16 protein-coding genes are annotated in these 16232 nt (G+C 55.9%); 8 read left to right on the forward strand and 8 right to left on the reverse strand.

The annotated features are described in order from the left end of the window. Positions 1 to 37: 37 nt before the first annotated feature. Positions 38 to 220 (forward strand): S24/S26 family peptidase, encoded by a 183-nt coding sequence (locus tag BUB54_RS05190; RefSeq protein ID WP_048878528.1) that lies wholly within the window; start codon positions 38 to 40, stop codon positions 218 to 220. 523 nt (positions 221 to 743) lie between these two features. Here BUB54_RS05190 and BUB54_RS05200 read toward each other — a convergent pair. From BUB54_RS05200 to BUB54_RS05210, 3 genes are all read right to left on the reverse strand, one after another. Beyond that, a complete protein-coding gene (locus tag BUB54_RS05200) occupies positions 744 to 1349 on the reverse strand; it encodes a LysE family translocator (RefSeq protein ID WP_048878529.1) in 606 nt (201 codons plus the stop codon). A gap of 525 nt (positions 1350 to 1874) precedes the next feature. Then, on the reverse strand, positions 1875 to 2636 hold the full coding sequence (locus BUB54_RS05205; protein WP_048878530.1) for an SDR family NAD(P)-dependent oxidoreductase: 762 nt from the start codon (positions 2634 to 2636) through the stop codon (positions 1875 to 1877). Positions 2637 to 2734: 98 nt separating this feature from the next. Next, complete coding sequence (locus BUB54_RS05210) at positions 2735 to 3637, reverse strand: LysR family transcriptional regulator (protein WP_048878531.1); 903 nt, start codon at positions 3635 to 3637, stop codon at positions 2735 to 2737. Between the two features lie 160 nt (positions 3638 to 3797). Between BUB54_RS05210 and BUB54_RS05215 the strand changes: the two genes are divergently transcribed. After that, positions 3798 to 4835, forward strand: coding sequence for an IS110 family RNA-guided transposase (locus tag BUB54_RS05215; protein ID WP_048878532.1), 1038 nt, complete (start codon positions 3798 to 3800; stop codon positions 4833 to 4835). A gap of 379 nt (positions 4836 to 5214) precedes the next feature. Continuing rightward, positions 5215 to 6807: a hypothetical protein gene (locus tag BUB54_RS05220; RefSeq protein WP_139284804.1), complete on the forward strand. Its 1593-nt coding sequence runs from the start codon at positions 5215 to 5217 to the stop codon at positions 6805 to 6807. A gap of 132 nt (positions 6808 to 6939) precedes the next feature. On the opposite strand, the gene BUB54_RS05225 is transcribed toward BUB54_RS05220, so the two are convergent. From BUB54_RS05225 to BUB54_RS05235, 3 genes are all read right to left on the reverse strand, one after another. Beyond that, on the reverse strand, positions 6940 to 8055 hold the full coding sequence (locus BUB54_RS05225) for a DUF2971 domain-containing protein (RefSeq protein WP_082075627.1): 1116 nt from the start codon (positions 8053 to 8055) through the stop codon (positions 6940 to 6942). A 28-nt stretch (positions 8056 to 8083) separates the two neighbouring features. Further along, on the reverse strand, positions 8084 to 8920 hold the full coding sequence (locus BUB54_RS05230; RefSeq protein WP_048878535.1) for a hypothetical protein: 837 nt from the start codon (positions 8918 to 8920) through the stop codon (positions 8084 to 8086). A gap of 274 nt (positions 8921 to 9194) precedes the next feature. Continuing rightward, a complete protein-coding gene (locus tag BUB54_RS05235; RefSeq protein ID WP_048878536.1) occupies positions 9195 to 9599 on the reverse strand; it encodes a tautomerase family protein in 405 nt (134 codons plus the stop codon). Between the two features lie 90 nt (positions 9600 to 9689). On the opposite strand from BUB54_RS05235, the gene BUB54_RS05240 reads away from it, so the two are divergent. From BUB54_RS05240 to BUB54_RS05250, 3 genes are all read left to right on the forward strand, one after another. Next, positions 9690 to 10541, forward strand: a complete 852-nt coding sequence (locus BUB54_RS05240) for a LysR family transcriptional regulator (RefSeq protein WP_048878537.1) — start codon at positions 9690 to 9692, stop codon at positions 10539 to 10541. Between the two features lie 373 nt (positions 10542 to 10914). Continuing rightward, a complete protein-coding gene (locus BUB54_RS05245; protein WP_073211329.1) occupies positions 10915 to 11412 on the forward strand; it encodes an NUDIX hydrolase in 498 nt (165 codons plus the stop codon). Between the two features lie 161 nt (positions 11413 to 11573). Further along, positions 11574 to 12287, forward strand: coding sequence for an SDR family oxidoreductase (locus BUB54_RS05250; protein WP_048879828.1), 714 nt, complete (start codon positions 11574 to 11576; stop codon positions 12285 to 12287). Between the two features lie 216 nt (positions 12288 to 12503). Here the strand turns inward: BUB54_RS05250 and BUB54_RS22020 are convergent, their stop codons facing one another. Further along, the gene (locus BUB54_RS22020; RefSeq protein ID WP_199444728.1) at positions 12504 to 12620 is read right to left on the reverse strand and encodes an ArsR/SmtB family transcription factor; all 117 of its coding nucleotides are present in this window, start codon (positions 12618 to 12620) and stop codon (positions 12504 to 12506) included. 161 nt (positions 12621 to 12781) lie between these two features. Here BUB54_RS22020 and BUB54_RS05260 point away from each other — a divergent pair, with 161 nt between their 5' ends. Both BUB54_RS05260 and BUB54_RS22025 read left to right on the forward strand, forming a co-directional pair. Continuing rightward, a complete protein-coding gene (locus tag BUB54_RS05260) occupies positions 12782 to 13615 on the forward strand; it encodes an alpha/beta fold hydrolase (RefSeq protein ID WP_241869435.1) in 834 nt (277 codons plus the stop codon). An 847-nt stretch (positions 13616 to 14462) separates the two neighbouring features. Next, positions 14463 to 14795: an MATE family efflux transporter gene (locus BUB54_RS22025; protein WP_048880720.1), complete on the forward strand. Its 333-nt coding sequence runs from the start codon at positions 14463 to 14465 to the stop codon at positions 14793 to 14795. A 57-nt stretch (positions 14796 to 14852) separates the two neighbouring features. On the opposite strand, the gene BUB54_RS05275 is transcribed toward BUB54_RS22025, so the two are convergent. Next, the gene (locus BUB54_RS05275) at positions 14853 to 16163 is read right to left on the reverse strand and encodes an IS1182 family transposase (RefSeq protein WP_073211332.1); all 1311 of its coding nucleotides are present in this window, start codon (positions 16161 to 16163) and stop codon (positions 14853 to 14855) included. Between the last annotated feature and the right edge of the window lie 69 nt (positions 16164 to 16232).

Genomic DNA, 16232 nt, shown 5'->3' on the forward strand with positions numbered 1-16232 from the left:
TGTTCTCGCCACTGCATTCGGCATACGGAGTTGAGCCATGAACTACAACGGGGGCAATACCACCGGCTTTGCCTCCCCCGCCGGAGACAACCTCGAAGGCCGGATCGACCTCGCCGCCATGCTCGACCTCTCGCGCCCCAGACGCTATCCGGTGCGTGTCGAGGGGGAGGATGCCGAGATCGGGGCCATGATCACCGGCGTCATCTGCACGCAAGTATAAGCCATGCCGGTATTCGGGCTGATCGACGGCAACAGCTTTTATGTTCCGCTGAACGGGCATTCGCGCCTGAACTGCACGGCATCCCGCTGGTGGTGCTGGGCAATAATGACGGCTGCGCCATCGCCCGCACCTCCGATTATGTGGAATTGAAATAGCCAATATAAATGGAGCGGATCTCGTCATTGGAGATAGGGTGATCACCCAGGGTTCAAATGGTGCAGTTCTTGCCCAGGGGCCAAAACTGCACCGTTTGGCCTACCGCATATCTATTGGCCCTGTGGTTGGGGCAGCGGTCGGGTTCTGGCTATCCCGAGGGGAAACCAGACTTTCCGCTTACGCCTGCGGCGCCCGAAACTCTACGAAAGTGGAACCGCCGCTTTGGACTAGAAAACAAGATAATCTGCCATTGCCGGTTGCTGACTGTACCAGCAGATGACGGCCCACGTGAGAAACTCAAAGACGGAGTACGCCTTATCCAAGATCGGTCATTCATGTTCATGGTCGCGCCGGTCAGTATGACGGGCTATCGCTTTAATGCCAGCGCTACCCCGGCCCCCATCAGAACTCCACCACCCGCTCGGTTGAATCCACGTCGCACAGAGGGGCGGCGTACCAGTGAAGACATCTGGCCTGCCAGTAACGCGTAAAGCAGCGCATTGGTCGCGGCAAGAATGACGAAGGTTCCCACCAAGATTGCACCTTGGCGCAGGAATGAGGCTTCAGGTGCGATGAACTGCGGCACAAACGCGACAAAGAAGGCGATGCTCTTGGGATTCAGTGCTGTAACCAGATAGGCTTGGCGAAAAGCGGCCCGCGCCTGGAGGGGAGATGCAGCTTCGGCAGAGATTGGTGCACGCCAAAGCTTCAGCCCAAGATAGGCCAAGTAGATAGCCCCCATCCACTTCAGTAACGTGAAGGCCGTGGCCGAAGCGCTCAACAGCGCTCCCAACCCGGCCAATGACAGCGTCATGGCAGTCAGATCGCCAAGCGCTACCCCCGCGACGAGCGGCAAAGCGCGTCGCCTACCTGCTCCTAGAGATTGACCAATCACCAACAGAACCGTTGGCCCGGGGATCATAAGCAGCACGGTGGCAGCGAGGAGAAAGGCAAACCAAGTGTGAACTGTCATATCGGGATCTCATCCGCCATCATAGGTTCCAGGATTCATGCAACAGAAAAAATTTGTTGGACACAACCCTCTCCGGCCGCTGTCCACTCCGGAAAGCGGCTTTCGCGACAGCCGACCGACCGCCCCCCGTTCTACCCCCGAAGCCCCTAGCCAATATGTGCCTGACAGCTCTGGAGCGGAAAATGAGAGAAGCGGTCATTGCCTAGTTATGGCAAAGTCGGGCGCATACCTTCCGTCTTATATTTTGGACGGCCCGGGCGGCAAGTCGTTTGGGTGCTTTGGAGCAGAAAATAAGATTAGCGCCATTGGAAGAGGCGGATCGTTCCGGCAGGACACGACCCATTATGGACATTGAACGCCGTGTCCGTATTTCTTTAAAGCGGGGGATAAGCAAATTTACGACCTGCCGTAGAGCATGCGTATTGTGGGTTTCATCAGCCTTGTTGAAGTGTCTGTCGTCATATTTTAGGCAGTACATATGCAAGTCAGCTCCCCGCACTGCCAGCGGGGAGCGTTGCGGTCGTATCAGGTCGGCAGAACGACACTTTTCCCGCCATCGGCCATGGCGATTGAACCAACCATAAAGCTCGCCCGATCAGACGCTAGAAAGGCGATAATCTCCGCGATCTCAGCGGGCTGTCCGGCGCGGCCAATCGGAGCGTGCTTGCCGTACTCAGCTAGAGCCGAAGGGCCGTCTTGATGGATGTGGTTCAGAATATTGGTCACGGTATCGCCCGAGCCCACGGCATTCACGCGGATGCCATGATCGATCGCCTCAACGGCGAGTGTCCGGGTGAACTGGGCAAGCGCGCCCTTGGATGCGGCATAGGCTGAGATTGAGGGGAATGTCTGGAAACAGGCATAAGAACCGACATTGACGATGCTGCCGTTGCGGTTCGGCAGCATCACGTGCATCGCCTCGCGCGAATGCAGGAACACCCCGCGGATATTGACCGCAAATATCTTGTCCCAGTCCTCAAGTGTCATATCAACAACCAGCTTGTTAATGATAATGCCGGCGTTATTGACGAGGATATCCAGCTTTCCGAACTTGGCAACGGCTGTTTCCACGGCCCGTTTTGCGGCTGCTTCTTCTGTCACGTCTGCAACAAGCGGCACCACCCCGGCTCGGACAAGTTCGTTGACTTTTTCGTCACGGTCCTCGGCGATGACACTGGCACCACGGGCATGTAGCAGTTCCACTGTGGCACGGCCAATACCGCTGGCAGCGCCAGTAACAATCGCAACCTTGCCTGCAAATTCCGTCGCGCTTGGGGTCTTTTCCATAAAAAGCTCCTTTTATCTCCAAAGGGCCATTTAGAGCGATCACGTCACGAGATTAATACTGAACAAACCGAATGGGTTGTACGGAAAGCAAGGTATAATTAACTTTGCTTTGCCACCTCCCGAAGGGCGGAGATGAAGGCGGCAGCCGCCGCTGAGCGATGACGCTGGGGCAGATAATAAAGCATGAAGCCGGGGAAGCTCGCGGAGTAATCAGTCAACAACGCCACTAGCCGCCCATCGTTCAGATAGGGCTGAACCTCGCTCTCAACCCAGAAAGCAATGCCTGCCCCGGCGGCTGCAGCGTCTATCGTTGCCCGCTGATCGTTGATGATCAGGGGACCGGATACTGGCACGGAAAACCAAGCGCCACGCTCGTAAAATTCCCAGCTATACAGAGCGGCGTGGCCGGGCCAGCGGAAACAGATGCAGAGGTGATCCCGAAGATCCCTCGGATGTTGCGGAATACCGTGCTGCGCGAGATAGGCGGGTGCCGCAACCGCAATTTGCCGCAACTCGGATTGCAGTGGGAAGGCGACGACATCTTGTTCGATTAATTCCCCCAGGCGGATCGCAACATCAAATCCACCGGACGCGATATCGATCGCGGCATCGTCTATTTGAACCTCGACTGTGATTTTTGGAAAGCGTTGGGCAAAGCCGGAGAGAAACGGGCGCAGAAATAGCTCATATCCGAGCCGTTGGGTGTGCACACTAACTGGCCCGGCTGCTTCGCCGCTGGCTGCGCCAGCCTCTGCGATAGCTGCCTCGATCTCCGCGGAGGCTTCGCTGAATCTGGAGGAAAGCCTGGCACCGGCCGGGGTTGGGCTGACGCTGCGGGTGGTTCTGTTGAGTAATTGTGTGCCGACCCGCTGCTCAAGGCGGCGGATTGTCTCGCTGAGGGCGGAGCGGGACACACGCAATTCCCTCGCGGCAGCAACAAAACTGCCCTTATCGATGATACAGCGCAGAGCCCGGAGGTCCGAGTAATTTCCGTCGGTCATAAGCTAAGGTTTTAGACGCAATTTTCATCGGTCAACAAGCTTGGCCATTTGAAGTCTATTTAGCGAATTATTCATTCAAAGCGATGGGGTGGACGCCCCCCCTGACGGCATCGATGTGCCAAAGTGGAGGTGTTGAAACACTACTGAAGAGGAGGCGTCCGTGGATAAAGTTAGCACAGTTGGTCTTGATTTGGCGAAGTCTGTTTTTCAGTTGCATGGAGCGGATGCCAAGGGAGCGGTGGTTTTCCGAAAGAAGCTTCGGCAAGATCGTTTGCTGGTCTTCTTCTCGGAGCTGCACCACTGTCTGGTTGCGATGGAAGCGTGCGCGAGCGCTCATCATTCGGCACGGGAGATCGGCAAGTTTGGGCATGAGGTTCGGTTGATCCCTCCCGCCTACGTGAAGCCCTTCGTGAAGCGCGGCAAGACTGATGCTGCTGATGCAGAGGCCATTTGCGAAGCCTTTACACGGCCAATGATGAGCTTCGTGACTGTGAAGTCACGCGATCAGCAAGCAATCATGTCGTTGCATCGCACGCGGAGCCTTCTGGTCAAGCAGCGTACGCAATCGATCAATATGATGCGGGCGATACTCGCGGAATTTGGCATCAACATTCCCGAGGGGCTGGAGCGAGCATTGCAGTTGGCGCGCCAAACAGCCGCCGAGCGGTCGCAAGACGTTCCAGAAGCCGCGGGGGCTATGGTGGAGATATTGGCTCAGCAGGCGCTGAATACCCATTCACAGATTTTGGACATTGATCGTCGGCTTATGCGCTTGCAGCAATCTGATGAGGTTGCACAACGCCTGGCTACGATCCCCGGTATAGGTCCTGTTGGCGCCACGGCTCTGGCTGCGGCTGTAGCTGATCCAACGCAGTTCAGATCGGGTCGACATTTTGCGGCTTGGCTTGGCCTTACGCCGCTCCAAAATTCAAGTGGAGGCAAGGAACAGCAAGGCGGGATTTCAAAGATGGGTGACAAATATCTGCGCCGGCTTCTCGTCATCGGCGTAACATCACTCGTGCGTCGAGCGAAGTATCAGCCAGAAACAGCGGATCCTCGCCTCGTTGCCCTTCTCGCCGGAAAGCCCGTCCGGGTCGCCACGGTCGTGATGGCAAACAAAATGGCCAGAATCGTTTGGGCTATATTGTTGCGAGGCGGTGTTTATGAACGCTGCCATGCCCCCATGCTGGCAGCATAACAGGAAAGGCAAGAGCAAATAGAATTTCAGGAGGTTGTTGGGGCGATGCGAAGTGATGGCGAAACCGGTCAGACCGGGAACAGGGACAACCCAGCGCCATTCCAAGGCGTCATAGCCTGATAAGCAGATTGGGACCCTATTCGCGGACTCCATCAGGGCCCGCAGTCCATGCCGACTGCATCAACAGGCCGAACAGAAGACTACACCCGACCAAAACGCCAAAACGTCAAATCGTGCTTGACAACGCGGGAGCCATCCACAGAGGAATGGCAGGTTTTGGCGCAATAAACCAGTTCGTAGACATTCATACGCGCTGCTATGGTGGGAAATGCGGAGGTCAATGCTAAATGGTGGCGACACTGGAACGGAGTTAGCTGTAATGTCTCGCTTGGTTGCCCTCGCGGCCTTCGGCATAACCCTACTGTTTGCCTCGCCATCTGGGGCTGCTCCCTGCGGAAACCTTCCCTGCAATTCGCCATTCTTTCATGCACCCTACAATTCTGCCAAGTTACTTCAGACCTACAAACGAGTCCGGGCAGCATATTCCCCCACTGAAGAAAGTTGGGAGGTGATGGAGAAGGTTACGGGGCCGCTAGAGGGGGCAGGCGTCCAAGTCTTGCTCACAGAGGACGGCGGCATCACACCAGCCCAACGCATAGAAATCCTGAACGATTATGGCTTCTGGCTTTACAAGCAAGGCCGAGCCTTTGACGCTGCTGCTGTGCTTCAGGTTGTGGTGCAGCTAGCTCCGCAACGGGCTGTGGCGTGGTTGAATCTGGGTGACGCTTTCGTGCTGGAATTAGGCAAGCATGACGGCGCCTTCAATCCCAATCCCAATGAAATCAAATTACCACCCCGGCTGACGTGGTCGGATGGTCAAGCTCTCACACACCAGGCGATAGACGCCTATAGGCATTATCTTGCGTTAGGGGGCGTTCCCAACGAGCATGTGCAGGACTTTCTCGCCCTCAACCAGCGTAACGCACCGCAAGGCAATGTCTGTGCTTTCGTCACAGCCTACGCGAATGCCGGTCGTCTCGATGAGTTGGGCATATCCGGCAACGGGCCAATCAACCTCACGGGTGACGGGCGCCCGTACTATGTTTACAGCATTATTAATGGCACAGCAGATGTTCCCGGCCTACTAGCATTCACCACGCGCCAGAAGGATGTTGAGGATGACTATATCGGCCAAGAAGGGGCTAATACGGAGATATTCTCCCCACTCGACGCGATAGACGGCATCGGGGGCGCGACACAAGGTACCAATCCCGGTGATGATTTGTTTCTTATCGCGTTTAAAACGAGATATTACGCACTGGACCTCAATTATTCCACCGCCAACAACGCGGTTTACACAGCTCAAGGCAATATTTTACCTACGGTCTCCAAGAAGGCCATCGCAGCCATCATGGTGGTAAAGCCTGGTCAGGGCATTATCTGTACTGTCACGCCAACGATCAGCCCTAGTCTGGCAAAAAATCTAAACGTGGCTCTCTGCGATCAATTCCTTAAAGGTCACCCGTTCGACCAACCGGCACAGAATACGTCGTTGGGGGGAGAGAATATTACACTGGGCCCTCGGGGCTTGGGGGCTGACTATGATTTGACCTCTACAACCAGGGCCGACATCGAGAATAATGGTCATCCGGTCGATCTGGCTTATTACGATTTCGAGTCTGGTGCCGGGGCCGGATGCGGCCAAAAGGGTGTCGTGCCTTTCGATGCGGTGGCACGGGTGGAGAAAGCCGGCCCACTAGATGACGCATTACGAGGTATTCGGATCGACTGCGACAGTGGGCGGGATTACGTCATCACCTGGCGGGGCAAGACCTACATAGAGCTTGATCACGGCCCTAATAGGAAGCCAGGAGAAGCACGGGGTGTCGGAATCTATAAAATTAAGGACGACAGGGTTTATCCAGTCTGCCTTATTGATAATAAATTTACATATAGCATTAAGCATAACTAACATTGACGTCTGTAATTAGGAAAGCTGAACCGGTTTGTGAATGACAGCAATGGGTCGAGAGACGACCCGCGGCTTCGTGGGAAAGCGGTCGGTCTGCTTCAGCGAACGAATGGTGATAATGGGCATTGCGCCCTACATCATCACTGTTGATCGTCGAACGATACTGCACGGATCGTTATGAAACGCAGCAAGCAACGAACACACGAAATCCTCCGCGTCGGGAGGCGCCTTCGGCCCAATCAGAATCTCGGTGATATTGCCTGGGGTACGCAACGGCATCCGGTGCTTGATGTATGGCACCGTCTCTGGGCCACGGAGCCGCGTCGAGACGAAGGGAGCCAGGTTGGCACGCTGCCCGAGGATGAACAGTCGAACTTCATTTTCCGGCTGCCAAGCCGCCTCCTTTACTCTGAGGCAGTTCAAAATGAGTTCCGACGCAACCAATCTATTCGCCAGTTCACGAAAGAATGACATCCCTCGGTTGATGTCTCTCATCGCTTCGGCCCGGCGCTCGGCCGTCTCTGCTGCTATCCGGGCGGCGCTTTCGATAGCCTGACGATGCTGGGCGCGTGCCGCCTGGCCGCCATAGAACACGGGTGAAACGAATGATCTTTCATCAGCCGTTCGATCGGGCCGATCCGGCTCGATAGCAAACAGGCTCGGCGCCAAGCCGATCGAAAATCCCGCGCCTTGCGCGGCGTAATTCTTCCATTGGTGAACATCGTCACAGCTGCGGCTGAAGCAGCCGATGAAAAAATCGAAGTATTCAACCAGATTCTCCGAGGAAAAGAGATCAGAAACTACGTCGCAAAAGACTTTTGCTTTTCGCCATTTGGTGCCAAAATCTACAAGAATCGCTTTTGTGATCTCCATGCCGAATTTAATTTCCTTGTCGTCGTTTAAGTGCTGGTAGTGCGTGAACCAAATTTCGCTGTTTGTGATAATGCCGCTTAACGCGGCTCGGTCTGTGTAGTGGAATAATGGCGCGATAATCGCATCGCGGCGCTGTACTCCCCGCAACCGCGCGGCCGCCGCCTGATCATATCGGCGAAGCGCTGCCGTGAAGGCAGGGGGGAGCAGTTTCCAGTCACCAGGATCAGTCATTTCGTCCTCCGCCATGGCCTGCATAATGCAGTAATGTCCGCTTCCAGAGCATTGAAACCGCTTTGGGTCGGGAGGCGCCCCCCGCAACTGGGGGGGGGAAAGCGGTCGGGCTGCTGCTGGGTTGGCAATTTGATAATCGGTCATTCCCCTTACTGCCGGGTCGGGCCGCGCCTTACACTTGCTGGTTCTGATTAACTAAACTGAAGTGTGAATCGATTGCTGTCTCTAGTGCAGGGTCGACCTGTTTCAGCATTTGGAGAACCATATCCCAACTTTTCGCCCTAAAATATTTCTCGTGCAGAAATGCTGACTGAACCCCAACTACTCGTAACGTTTGTCCTGGGATCCAAAGTGAGCCGTGACTCGGCTTGCGGTACTCCCAGACTGAAGCTCCGCTCACCCCGCCCAAGTGTACGGTGGTGACGGTCTCTCCATCAATGTCTGGGGCATCTAGACCGTAATGAAAAAATAAATCGAGGACTGGGTGTACGGGTGCTTTTGCTGGGGAGGGCCAAGGAATTCGTTCGGTAACTATCGTAATCGGCCTTCCACCGATAACATTATTAGTGCGCCAGGCCCTCTGCGACGGATACCCACATAAAACAAAGACACCTTCGGCAGACGGTGTACCAATGTTTTCAAGAGTAAGAATATGCCACCCTTCTTTCGCAGATTCTATTGTGCTTTGATCGAGAAGTTCAAGAATAGCAATGTCGATCTCTGCCTCGTTCTCAATCTCCGTTTCATTTGCTCTATAGAGTTTGCATGGTCCGAAAGTGTGGAGTTCTGCGTTTGCTTGTCCATTTGGAATCGCAAACCTACCGGGGTCGCATTCATTAAAGATATGAGCCGCAGTCACTATAAAATAGCGACCATCCAAAGTTAGCAAAGTACCTGTGCCAACCTGATCTACACCTTCTGGAGCATCATAGAGTAAAGGAACGGCCGCTCCGACCGCAAATTGCTTCAATGCGATTAGTGCGTGTTGGTCTTCAACCGATAAAACCATCTTGGACGGTACCAATCTATTAGAAAGGAGTTGCCTCGAGCTCGTAAAGCAGGACCAAATTAAACAAGCGTGGAATGGGGTGTTCTTCAAGTACCCCACCACTGCACCAGCCTTCAACCATATTATTTATTTGATGTCCGCATTTTACGCAGAGCAGTTGCAGGCAGACGACGTCGAATGGCTGGTTCTAGGGGGTGGCGTGCCGCCACCCTACGACAAACTTGGGTCGCCCTCGTCCCACCTGTTGGTGGGGTTTTTGCGTGTATGGCTTCCCTCAACCCGGATGAGCGACGGCCCAACGGGCATTCTGGGTGCGCCCGCCGAAGCCATAAGCATCGCCGTCGGCAGCGTGGACCAGCACGTAGCTCTCCTCGTGCAGCTGACCCAGCAGCTGGCTCATTCCCTCGAACGTGGCGTTCACGAAAGCGGAGGTTTCCGCCTTGGTGTTGGTGCCTGCGGTGATTTTAATGTCCAGCCAGAAAGCGGCGAGCCCAGCATCGGTGGGGCGCTTGCTGGCGATGAACCAGGATTGCGGGTCCGCGGCCTCGGCGAGCACGGCGGTAACCTGCTGGTCCTTACCGAGCTTCTCATGCGCCAGTCGGGCGGCGAGTGCTGCAATTTGCGGGCGGATATCGGCCCCCTGTTTCGGGGTGACGTAACGGATGGTGATCATCGGCATGTCAATTCTCCTTTCGCCGATTGTCATGCACCCGCTTTGATCATAGGATAATGGTATGATTATATATATCTACGATAGTAAATCTATATAATGCTCGATCTCGAATCGGTCCGTTTGTTCGTACTAGCGGCGGAGTATGGCAACCTTACCCGAGCGGCGGAGGCGGCGGCGACTGTTCAGCCGGTGGTCAGCCAGCGCATCAAGGCGCTGGAGGAACGGCTCGGGCGAAAATTGCTGGATCGCAGCCCGCGCCATGTCCGGCTGACTAATGCCGGCACCACCTTTCTCAGCCACGCCAAAGTACTGTTGGCGGCCCATGAGGCAGCACTAATGCAGGATGCCGACGAGATCCCGTCCGTGGTGCTCGGCATCAGCGACCATGCGCTGGGAACGTCATTGCAGGATGTGCTGCAATCCCTACGGCACACGCTGCCGGCGCGCACCCGGATGAGCGTTCGGCTCGGCCGGTCGCATGAGATGCGCGACCTGTACGATCGGGGCGAGGTCGATTTGGCCGTCATCCGCCGGGACGGGGGAACGGGTGATGGAGAGGTGCTCGGCGAGGATGGGTTGGATTGGTATGGCGAAGCAGCGCCGCCCTCACGCGACGAGGCGGTGCCGCTGGTGCTATTACCAGCGCCTTGCGGCGTTCGGGCGGCTGCGGTTGCGGCGGTGGAAAAATCTGGCCAGCCATGGCGGGAGGCATTTACCGGGGGAAGTTGCCTGGCCTTAGCGGCCGCCGTCCAAGCCGGTGCCGGCATTGCGCCCTTAGGTCGCCTGACCGCCTGGGGACTGACGCGGTATCTGCATCGCGATGCGCTCCCTCAACTGCCAAAATCCCAAATCGTGATGCTAGCCCGCACCCCTGAACGTCACCATGTAAACGCCGCAAATGCGCTGGCAGCCTGCATACGTAGACTTCTGCGAACGGGAGGCAACTAAAGGAGGTCGGCCCGTAGATTCTATGGACCAAGGTTAGATATATCGCTCCAAAGAACCTGTCGTTGATGTCCGATTCTGGATTCTCTATCCGGACAAAGCAATGTCGCGTAAATCCTACAGACCGTGTGAAAACGTGTGGCGTAACGAAAATGGAGAATTGTTTTCTCTATCCATGTGACCGCCCCTCAAGAACGTCACTTTTTGCGGTTATTTTTCAATGCCCCGCTTATGTCGGCCACGCAGAGAGTAGAAAATACTCTTTTCCGAAAAGCTGGTCGCGTTTTTACACGGTCTGCCTAAGATGTACGACATCCACAGCCAACAAAGGGTGATGTCGCCTTGATCTCATGCTTTATCTCGGTAGCCTCATGGCATGAAGAATCAGCAGACTCGAACAATCCGTATTGCCGCCGCCCTCATTAATGACGAACAGGGCCGCTTGCTACTGGTCCGGAAATCCGGGACGCAATGGTTCATGCAAGCTGGCGGGAAGATAGAGGACGGCGAAAGCGCCTTGTCGGCACTGCACCGCGAGTTGCGTGAAGAGATTGGCCTTCGCTTGGAAAGCGGTGATGCTCATTATTTGGGTCGTTTCTCAGCTCCCGCCGCTAGCGAACCTGACCATGTGGTAGAGGCCGAAATCTATCATATATGCGTGTCACACACACCTGCTGTGAACTCAGAGATTGAAGAGGCAGTTTGGGCAACTGTTGCTCAGGCCGAGGTAATGCCGCTGGCTCCGCTGACGCGTGATCATATCTTGCCTTTGTCGCGTAACTTCTACAGACCGTGTGAAAACGCGACCAACTTTTCGGAAAAGAGTATTTTCTACTCTCTACGTGGCAGACATAAGAGGGACATTGAGAAATAGCTTCAAAAAAGTGGCGTTCTGGAGGGACGGCCACATGGATAGAGAAAACAATTCTCCATTTTCGTTACAGCCACGCGTTTTCACACGATCTGTCTAAGTTACGCGACATATCCGGAAGGGTCGATTAGATCGTAAGCAAAAATATTTTCGTATGAGGAGAGATGAAATTGGCGATCCTTGTCACTGGTGCCAGTAAAGGTATTGGTCGTGCATTATCCAATAAGCTAGCTAAACAGGGGCATCACGTCATCGGTGTTGCTCGAACGATCGATGACGGTAGCTTCCCCGGGACACTATTGTCATGCGACCTGACACAACCTGACCAGACCAAACAATTTTTGTTAAGGGTCGTAGAAGAATTCAATGTCAATGGCATCGTAAACAATGTTGGTGTTGCTTCTCCCCAGGCTTTGGGCCAGATCGACCTTGCGACGCTCCAATCTGTGCTGGACTTGAATGTGCGAACTGCGATCCAAGTTACCCAGGCGTTTGTTGAGGATATGAAGGCCAAAGGCAGCGGAAGAATTGTCAACGTGTGTAGCCGAGCCATTTTCGGAGCTCGCGACCGAACGGCATATGCCGCTGCGAAGAGTGCCCTGGTCGGTTGCACCCGTACATGGGCGCTGGAACTGGCCGAGTTCGGCATTACGGTAAACGCGGTTGCGCCCGGTCCGATCGAGACGGAACTCTTTCGTAAAACCCGGCCGGTCGGAAGTGAGGCCGAGCAAAAGATTTTGTCTAGTATTCCGATGCGAAGACTTGGAACACCTGACGAGGTCGCATCGGCGATCGGCTTCCTGCTCTCACCCGATGCGAGTTTTATCACTGGCCAAGTTTTGGCAGTTGATGGCGGTGGAAGCCTGGGCGGCCGGTAGATTCCACTCAGATGTCGCGTAACTTGTACAGACCGTGTAAAAACGCGACCAGCTTTTCGGAAAAGAGTATTTTCTACTCTCTGCGTGTCGACATAAGGGAGGCATTGAAAAATAGCCGCCTAATGTCGGTTCAGGTCGGAAGCCGACCTATCGGATAGGCAGCAATTCGCCCGACAGCCAGTCCAAGTGTTCCTGGATCCGACGATCATTTCGCCGTCAGTAGGACCACTTCAGATATCGGCGCACTACGATGAACTGCGCCTGCCGCAGGATATCGAGATGACGACTGGCTGTCGGCTGCGCGACACCCAACGCCTCAGCAATGAGTGTCATGCCCCCCGAACTCAACCGGATTGGCCGACCACTGGTACCCGAAGTGCTTCTTCGGCTCGGCCAGAAGCCGGAGGATCGTAAGCCGAGGCTCGCTCGCTAGGGCCTTGATCTGGATTGCTCTGTCTTCGCTCTCCGTCATATGTTCATATAGCTAAGTGACAATGTCGGCCGAGGCAATGCTGGACCTTCCAAATTCGTCGATTATCCAAGGAAATGCCGTACGCTGGGGCCGGATCGGTGACGGGCAGGCACTAGTCGCCGTTCATGGCACCCCCTTCTCATCCCAGGTCTGGCGACGGATCGCACCGCTCCTCGCCGCTCACCGAACGGTCTACTACTTCGATCTGATCGGCTACGGACAATCCGAGATGCGAGAGGGTCAGGACGTCTCGCTGGCGGTGCAGAACAAGGCGCTGGTTGCCCTGTGCGGCGAATGGGATCTCGACCGCCCCGAGATCCTCGCGCACGACTTCGGCGGTGCCACGGCCTTGCGAGCCTACTATCTCGACGGGCTGCGGTTCTCCTCGCTGACGATCTTCGACGCGGTTGCTCTCGCGCCCTGGGGGTCTCCCCTCGTCCAGCATGTGCGTCGACACGAGGCTGCCTTCGCTGGTATGCCCGACTACATGCACCGGGCGATGCTACGAGCCTATCTTCAGACGGCAGCGCATGAACCGTTGTCGGAGGAGGCGCTGGCGATGTACAGCGCCCCTTGGCTCGGCCCCGTCGGCCAGCCAGCCTTCTACCGCCAGATCGGGCAGATGGACCAGCGGTTCACCGACGATGTTGAGGCGCTGTACGGGCGTATGGACTGCCCCGTCACGGTCCTTTGGGGCCAGGAGGACGAATGGATCCCGCCGGAGAAGGGAAACGTGCTGGCGTCTCGGATCTCTGACAGGCCCTGCATTCCGATTCCAGGCGCCGGACACCTCGTTCAGGAAGACCGTCCGGAGATGATCGTGGCGGCCGTGCTGAACCAGATCGCGAACCGCTGACGTCCGAGATGGTGCGACTACCAGTTGTTCCATCCGATCGACCGAACGACTGGTTTCCCTCCATCCCGGTGCCCGGCTGTCGCGTATTTTTGTCGTAAGTGTACGGATTCTGCGACAAAGATACGCGACAAGAAAATGCTAAGCTGGCCGGGAGGCTGCCTGATTGTCGCATAATTTACACAGGCCGTGTGAAAACGTGTGGGCGTAACGAAAATGGAGAATTGTTTTCTCTATCCATGTGCCCCCCCTCAAGAACGTCACTTTTTGCGGTTATTTTTCAATGTCCCGCTTATGTCGGCCACGCAGAGAGTAGAAAATACTCTTTTCCGAAAAGTTGGTCGGGTTTTCACACGGCCTGTACAAGTTATGCGACAGGCGATGTCTGGGTTGGGGGGTAAGCGCACTGTCTGGTTGGCTTCAGATTATTAGGTAAGCGGCCATACTATAGCCACCATCCGATGCGTCAGGGTTTTTCGTTTGCTTAACCTCGCATCCCCGTTCCAAAGATGTTTCTTTCAGGTGCTGTTGAAACTCACTTATTAGGAGGGGCCGGTGATTATGCATCGCAAAAATAATCCGCGTGGCCCCTGGCAAGCCCTGCGCCATAAGGTCGCAGGGCGGGAATCTTCGGTATAGTTAACGCATCCGCGTTCTGACCTCTTAGCCCTGCTCTGAATGACCGATCCATAAGCGGCATTGCTGTTTATGTCCTGTTTACGAGCAACTCGACCTCATTCTGTGAGGCGCGAGGCGGCATTTAGTAGAGATCATAATGCGTCCTCTTTCAAAAGAATGGATAGCAGAGGTCCGCGCAATTGGCGGTATCTCAGCATCCGTGACTGTCACAATGCTTGCCCAACTTGCTATCTCCGCCGTTGAGACTTTTGTGGTAGCACGGTTGGGAACAAAGGTTCTGGCTGGTGTTACACTCGCCTTGAACTTTTATCTTTTAGTTTTCTTGGTTACCCTCGGGGTCGTCACCGCTGTTACTCCAATTGCTGCACAAGCGCTTGGGCGAGGTGATGAGGACAGGGTTAGGTTGGTGGGTCAGCAGGGATTATGGGTAGCGCTTTTGGTCTCGCTCCCGAATGCAATGGTTCTACTAATCTGCGGCTGTATATTTCTGGATCATTCGCGATCGGTTGAGGCACATTCAGCCTCTAGGAGCCTGTCCTGGTAATCTTTACGGCAGCAATTATCTGCATTAGCCCCGTGTTTTCATTTGCGGCGCTCCCCCTCAAGCGGTGAGTTTTGCGAGGTTATGGGCGGTGCAGATCATTGCCCATTCTGCTTTGACCTTATCGATACCGCGGAGGAGGAACTGCCGGAAGGCTCTGGCCTGCTTGATGTGTCCAAACACGGGTTCGACGGTGTATTTTCGGATACGGTACCGGCTTCGATGTCCGCCTTTTCGGAGCCTGGCGCGCATGGCTTGAACCAGCTTGCCGCCTTTTTTGCCGCTGCCTGGCTTGCTTGCGCGCCCGGCCGCCACATAGCCGCGAACCGTGCGCGCGTTGAGGCCCTCAAGATTGGCCTCCGAACAGAATCCGTTATCGGCGGAGACTTCATTGGGCATCTCGCCGGTGTTGTCCTCGATCGCATCGAGCAGCGTCAGCAGGGCGTCTTGATCAGAACCGTTGTTGGTGAGCCGGTGCGCCACGATGATCTGTGCGCCGGCATCGACCGCGGCCTGCGCATTATACGCCTGGATGAAGCCATCGCGGCCTTTCATGATCCGGCTTTCCGGATCGGTGAAATTGCGCTGCGCCTTGGGCTTTGGTTTGCCTGGCTCGTGTTTTGGGGTTTTGCCCGGCCGGGGTTTGGCACTGCCGTCAGGGTTTGCTGGCGGCGGCGGCCGGGCGGCTTCCGCGGCGCGGGCTTCGGCCTCGAGCTCAGCCTTGGCGGCGCGGATGCGCGCCAGCCGCGCCTGCTTGTCACGCATCCAGTCGGGCGGTTCGTCACCGCGGCGCGTGCTGCCGTGGGTGGCATCTTCGGCCGCATCCTCGGCTGCCGCGCGCGCCAGCCACGCGTCCACCTCGCGGGTGAGTTCAGCCTCGGCCTCAACCATGCGGGCGTAACTCATCGCCTTATGCTTGGAGGCATTGGCTTTGATCTTGGTGCCGTCAACAGCAACATGAGCCAGTTCAGCCAGACCCGCCTTGCGGCACAGCGCCAGCACCTGCACGAACAGCCCAGCCAACGCAGCAAGGTGGCGGCGGCGGAATTCGCTGATGGTCCGGAAGTCCGGCTGGTTGAGTGCCGTCACCGCCTGAAAATCCAGCCGCTCCTCGCAGCCGCGCGCGATCCGGCGCGACGAATAAACACCGCTGCGATAGGCATACAGCAGCAGCGCGACCATCATCGCCGGATGATAAGGCGGATAGCCCTTCATCTCGGTGTAGGCTCCCATAATCGCGGAAAGATCAAGCTCCTCGCTGACCAGATCGCGGATCAGGTGGGCCGGATGGCCGGCGGGGACGAAGTCCGCCACCGAAGGCGGAAGCAGCCAGACTTCATCGGTCTTCCAAGGGCGAAACACTTTGCTCATCGAAAAACAGAATCACGACGCAACCATCTTGTCGAGTGAATTTAGCCCGTTACCGGGACAGGCTCCTAG

It is taken from the genome of Acidocella aminolytica 101 = DSM 11237 (assembly GCF_900129125.1).
Lineage (GTDB): Bacteria > Pseudomonadota > Alphaproteobacteria > Acetobacterales > Acetobacteraceae > Acidocella > Acidocella aminolytica.

Bases quoted from the DNA above. Each gene is read 5' to 3' on its own strand.
- BUB54_RS22020 (WP_199444728.1), bottom strand. From the start codon at position 12,620: ATGACACTCATTGCTGAGGCGTTGGGTGTCGCGCAGCCGACAGCCAGT.
- BUB54_RS05220 (WP_139284804.1), top strand. From the start codon at position 5,215: ATGTCTCGCTTGGTTGCCCTCGCGGCCTTCGGCATAACCCTACTGTTT.
- BUB54_RS05235 (WP_048878536.1), bottom strand. From the start codon at position 9,599: ATGCCGATGATCACCATCCGTTACGTCACCCCGAAACAGGGGGCCGAT.
- BUB54_RS05240 (WP_048878537.1), top strand. From the start codon at position 9,690: ATGCTCGATCTCGAATCGGTCCGTTTGTTCGTACTAGCGGCGGAGTAT.
- BUB54_RS05275 (WP_073211332.1), bottom strand. From the start codon at position 16,163: ATGAGCAAAGTGTTTCGCCCTTGGAAGACCGATGAAGTCTGGCTGCTT.
- BUB54_RS22025 (WP_048880720.1), top strand. From the start codon at position 14,463: ATGCTTGCCCAACTTGCTATCTCCGCCGTTGAGACTTTTGTGGTAGCA.
- BUB54_RS05190 (WP_048878528.1), top strand. From the start codon at position 38: ATGAACTACAACGGGGGCAATACCACCGGCTTTGCCTCCCCCGCCGGA.
- BUB54_RS05250 (WP_048879828.1), top strand. From the start codon at position 11,574: ATGAAATTGGCGATCCTTGTCACTGGTGCCAGTAAAGGTATTGGTCGT.
- BUB54_RS05230 (WP_048878535.1), bottom strand. From the start codon at position 8,920: ATGGTTTTATCGGTTGAAGACCAACACGCACTAATCGCATTGAAGCAA.
- BUB54_RS05225 (WP_082075627.1), bottom strand. From the start codon at position 8,055: ATGACCGATTATCAAATTGCCAACCCAGCAGCAGCCCGACCGCTTTCC.
- BUB54_RS05260 (WP_241869435.1), top strand. From the start codon at position 12,782: ATGTCGGCCGAGGCAATGCTGGACCTTCCAAATTCGTCGATTATCCAA.
- BUB54_RS05205 (WP_048878530.1), bottom strand. From the start codon at position 2,636: ATGGAAAAGACCCCAAGCGCGACGGAATTTGCAGGCAAGGTTGCGATT.
- BUB54_RS05200 (WP_048878529.1), bottom strand. From the start codon at position 1,349: ATGACAGTTCACACTTGGTTTGCCTTTCTCCTCGCTGCCACCGTGCTG.
- BUB54_RS05210 (WP_048878531.1), bottom strand. From the start codon at position 3,637: ATGACCGACGGAAATTACTCGGACCTCCGGGCTCTGCGCTGTATCATC.
- BUB54_RS05245 (WP_073211329.1), top strand. From the start codon at position 10,915: ATGAAGAATCAGCAGACTCGAACAATCCGTATTGCCGCCGCCCTCATT.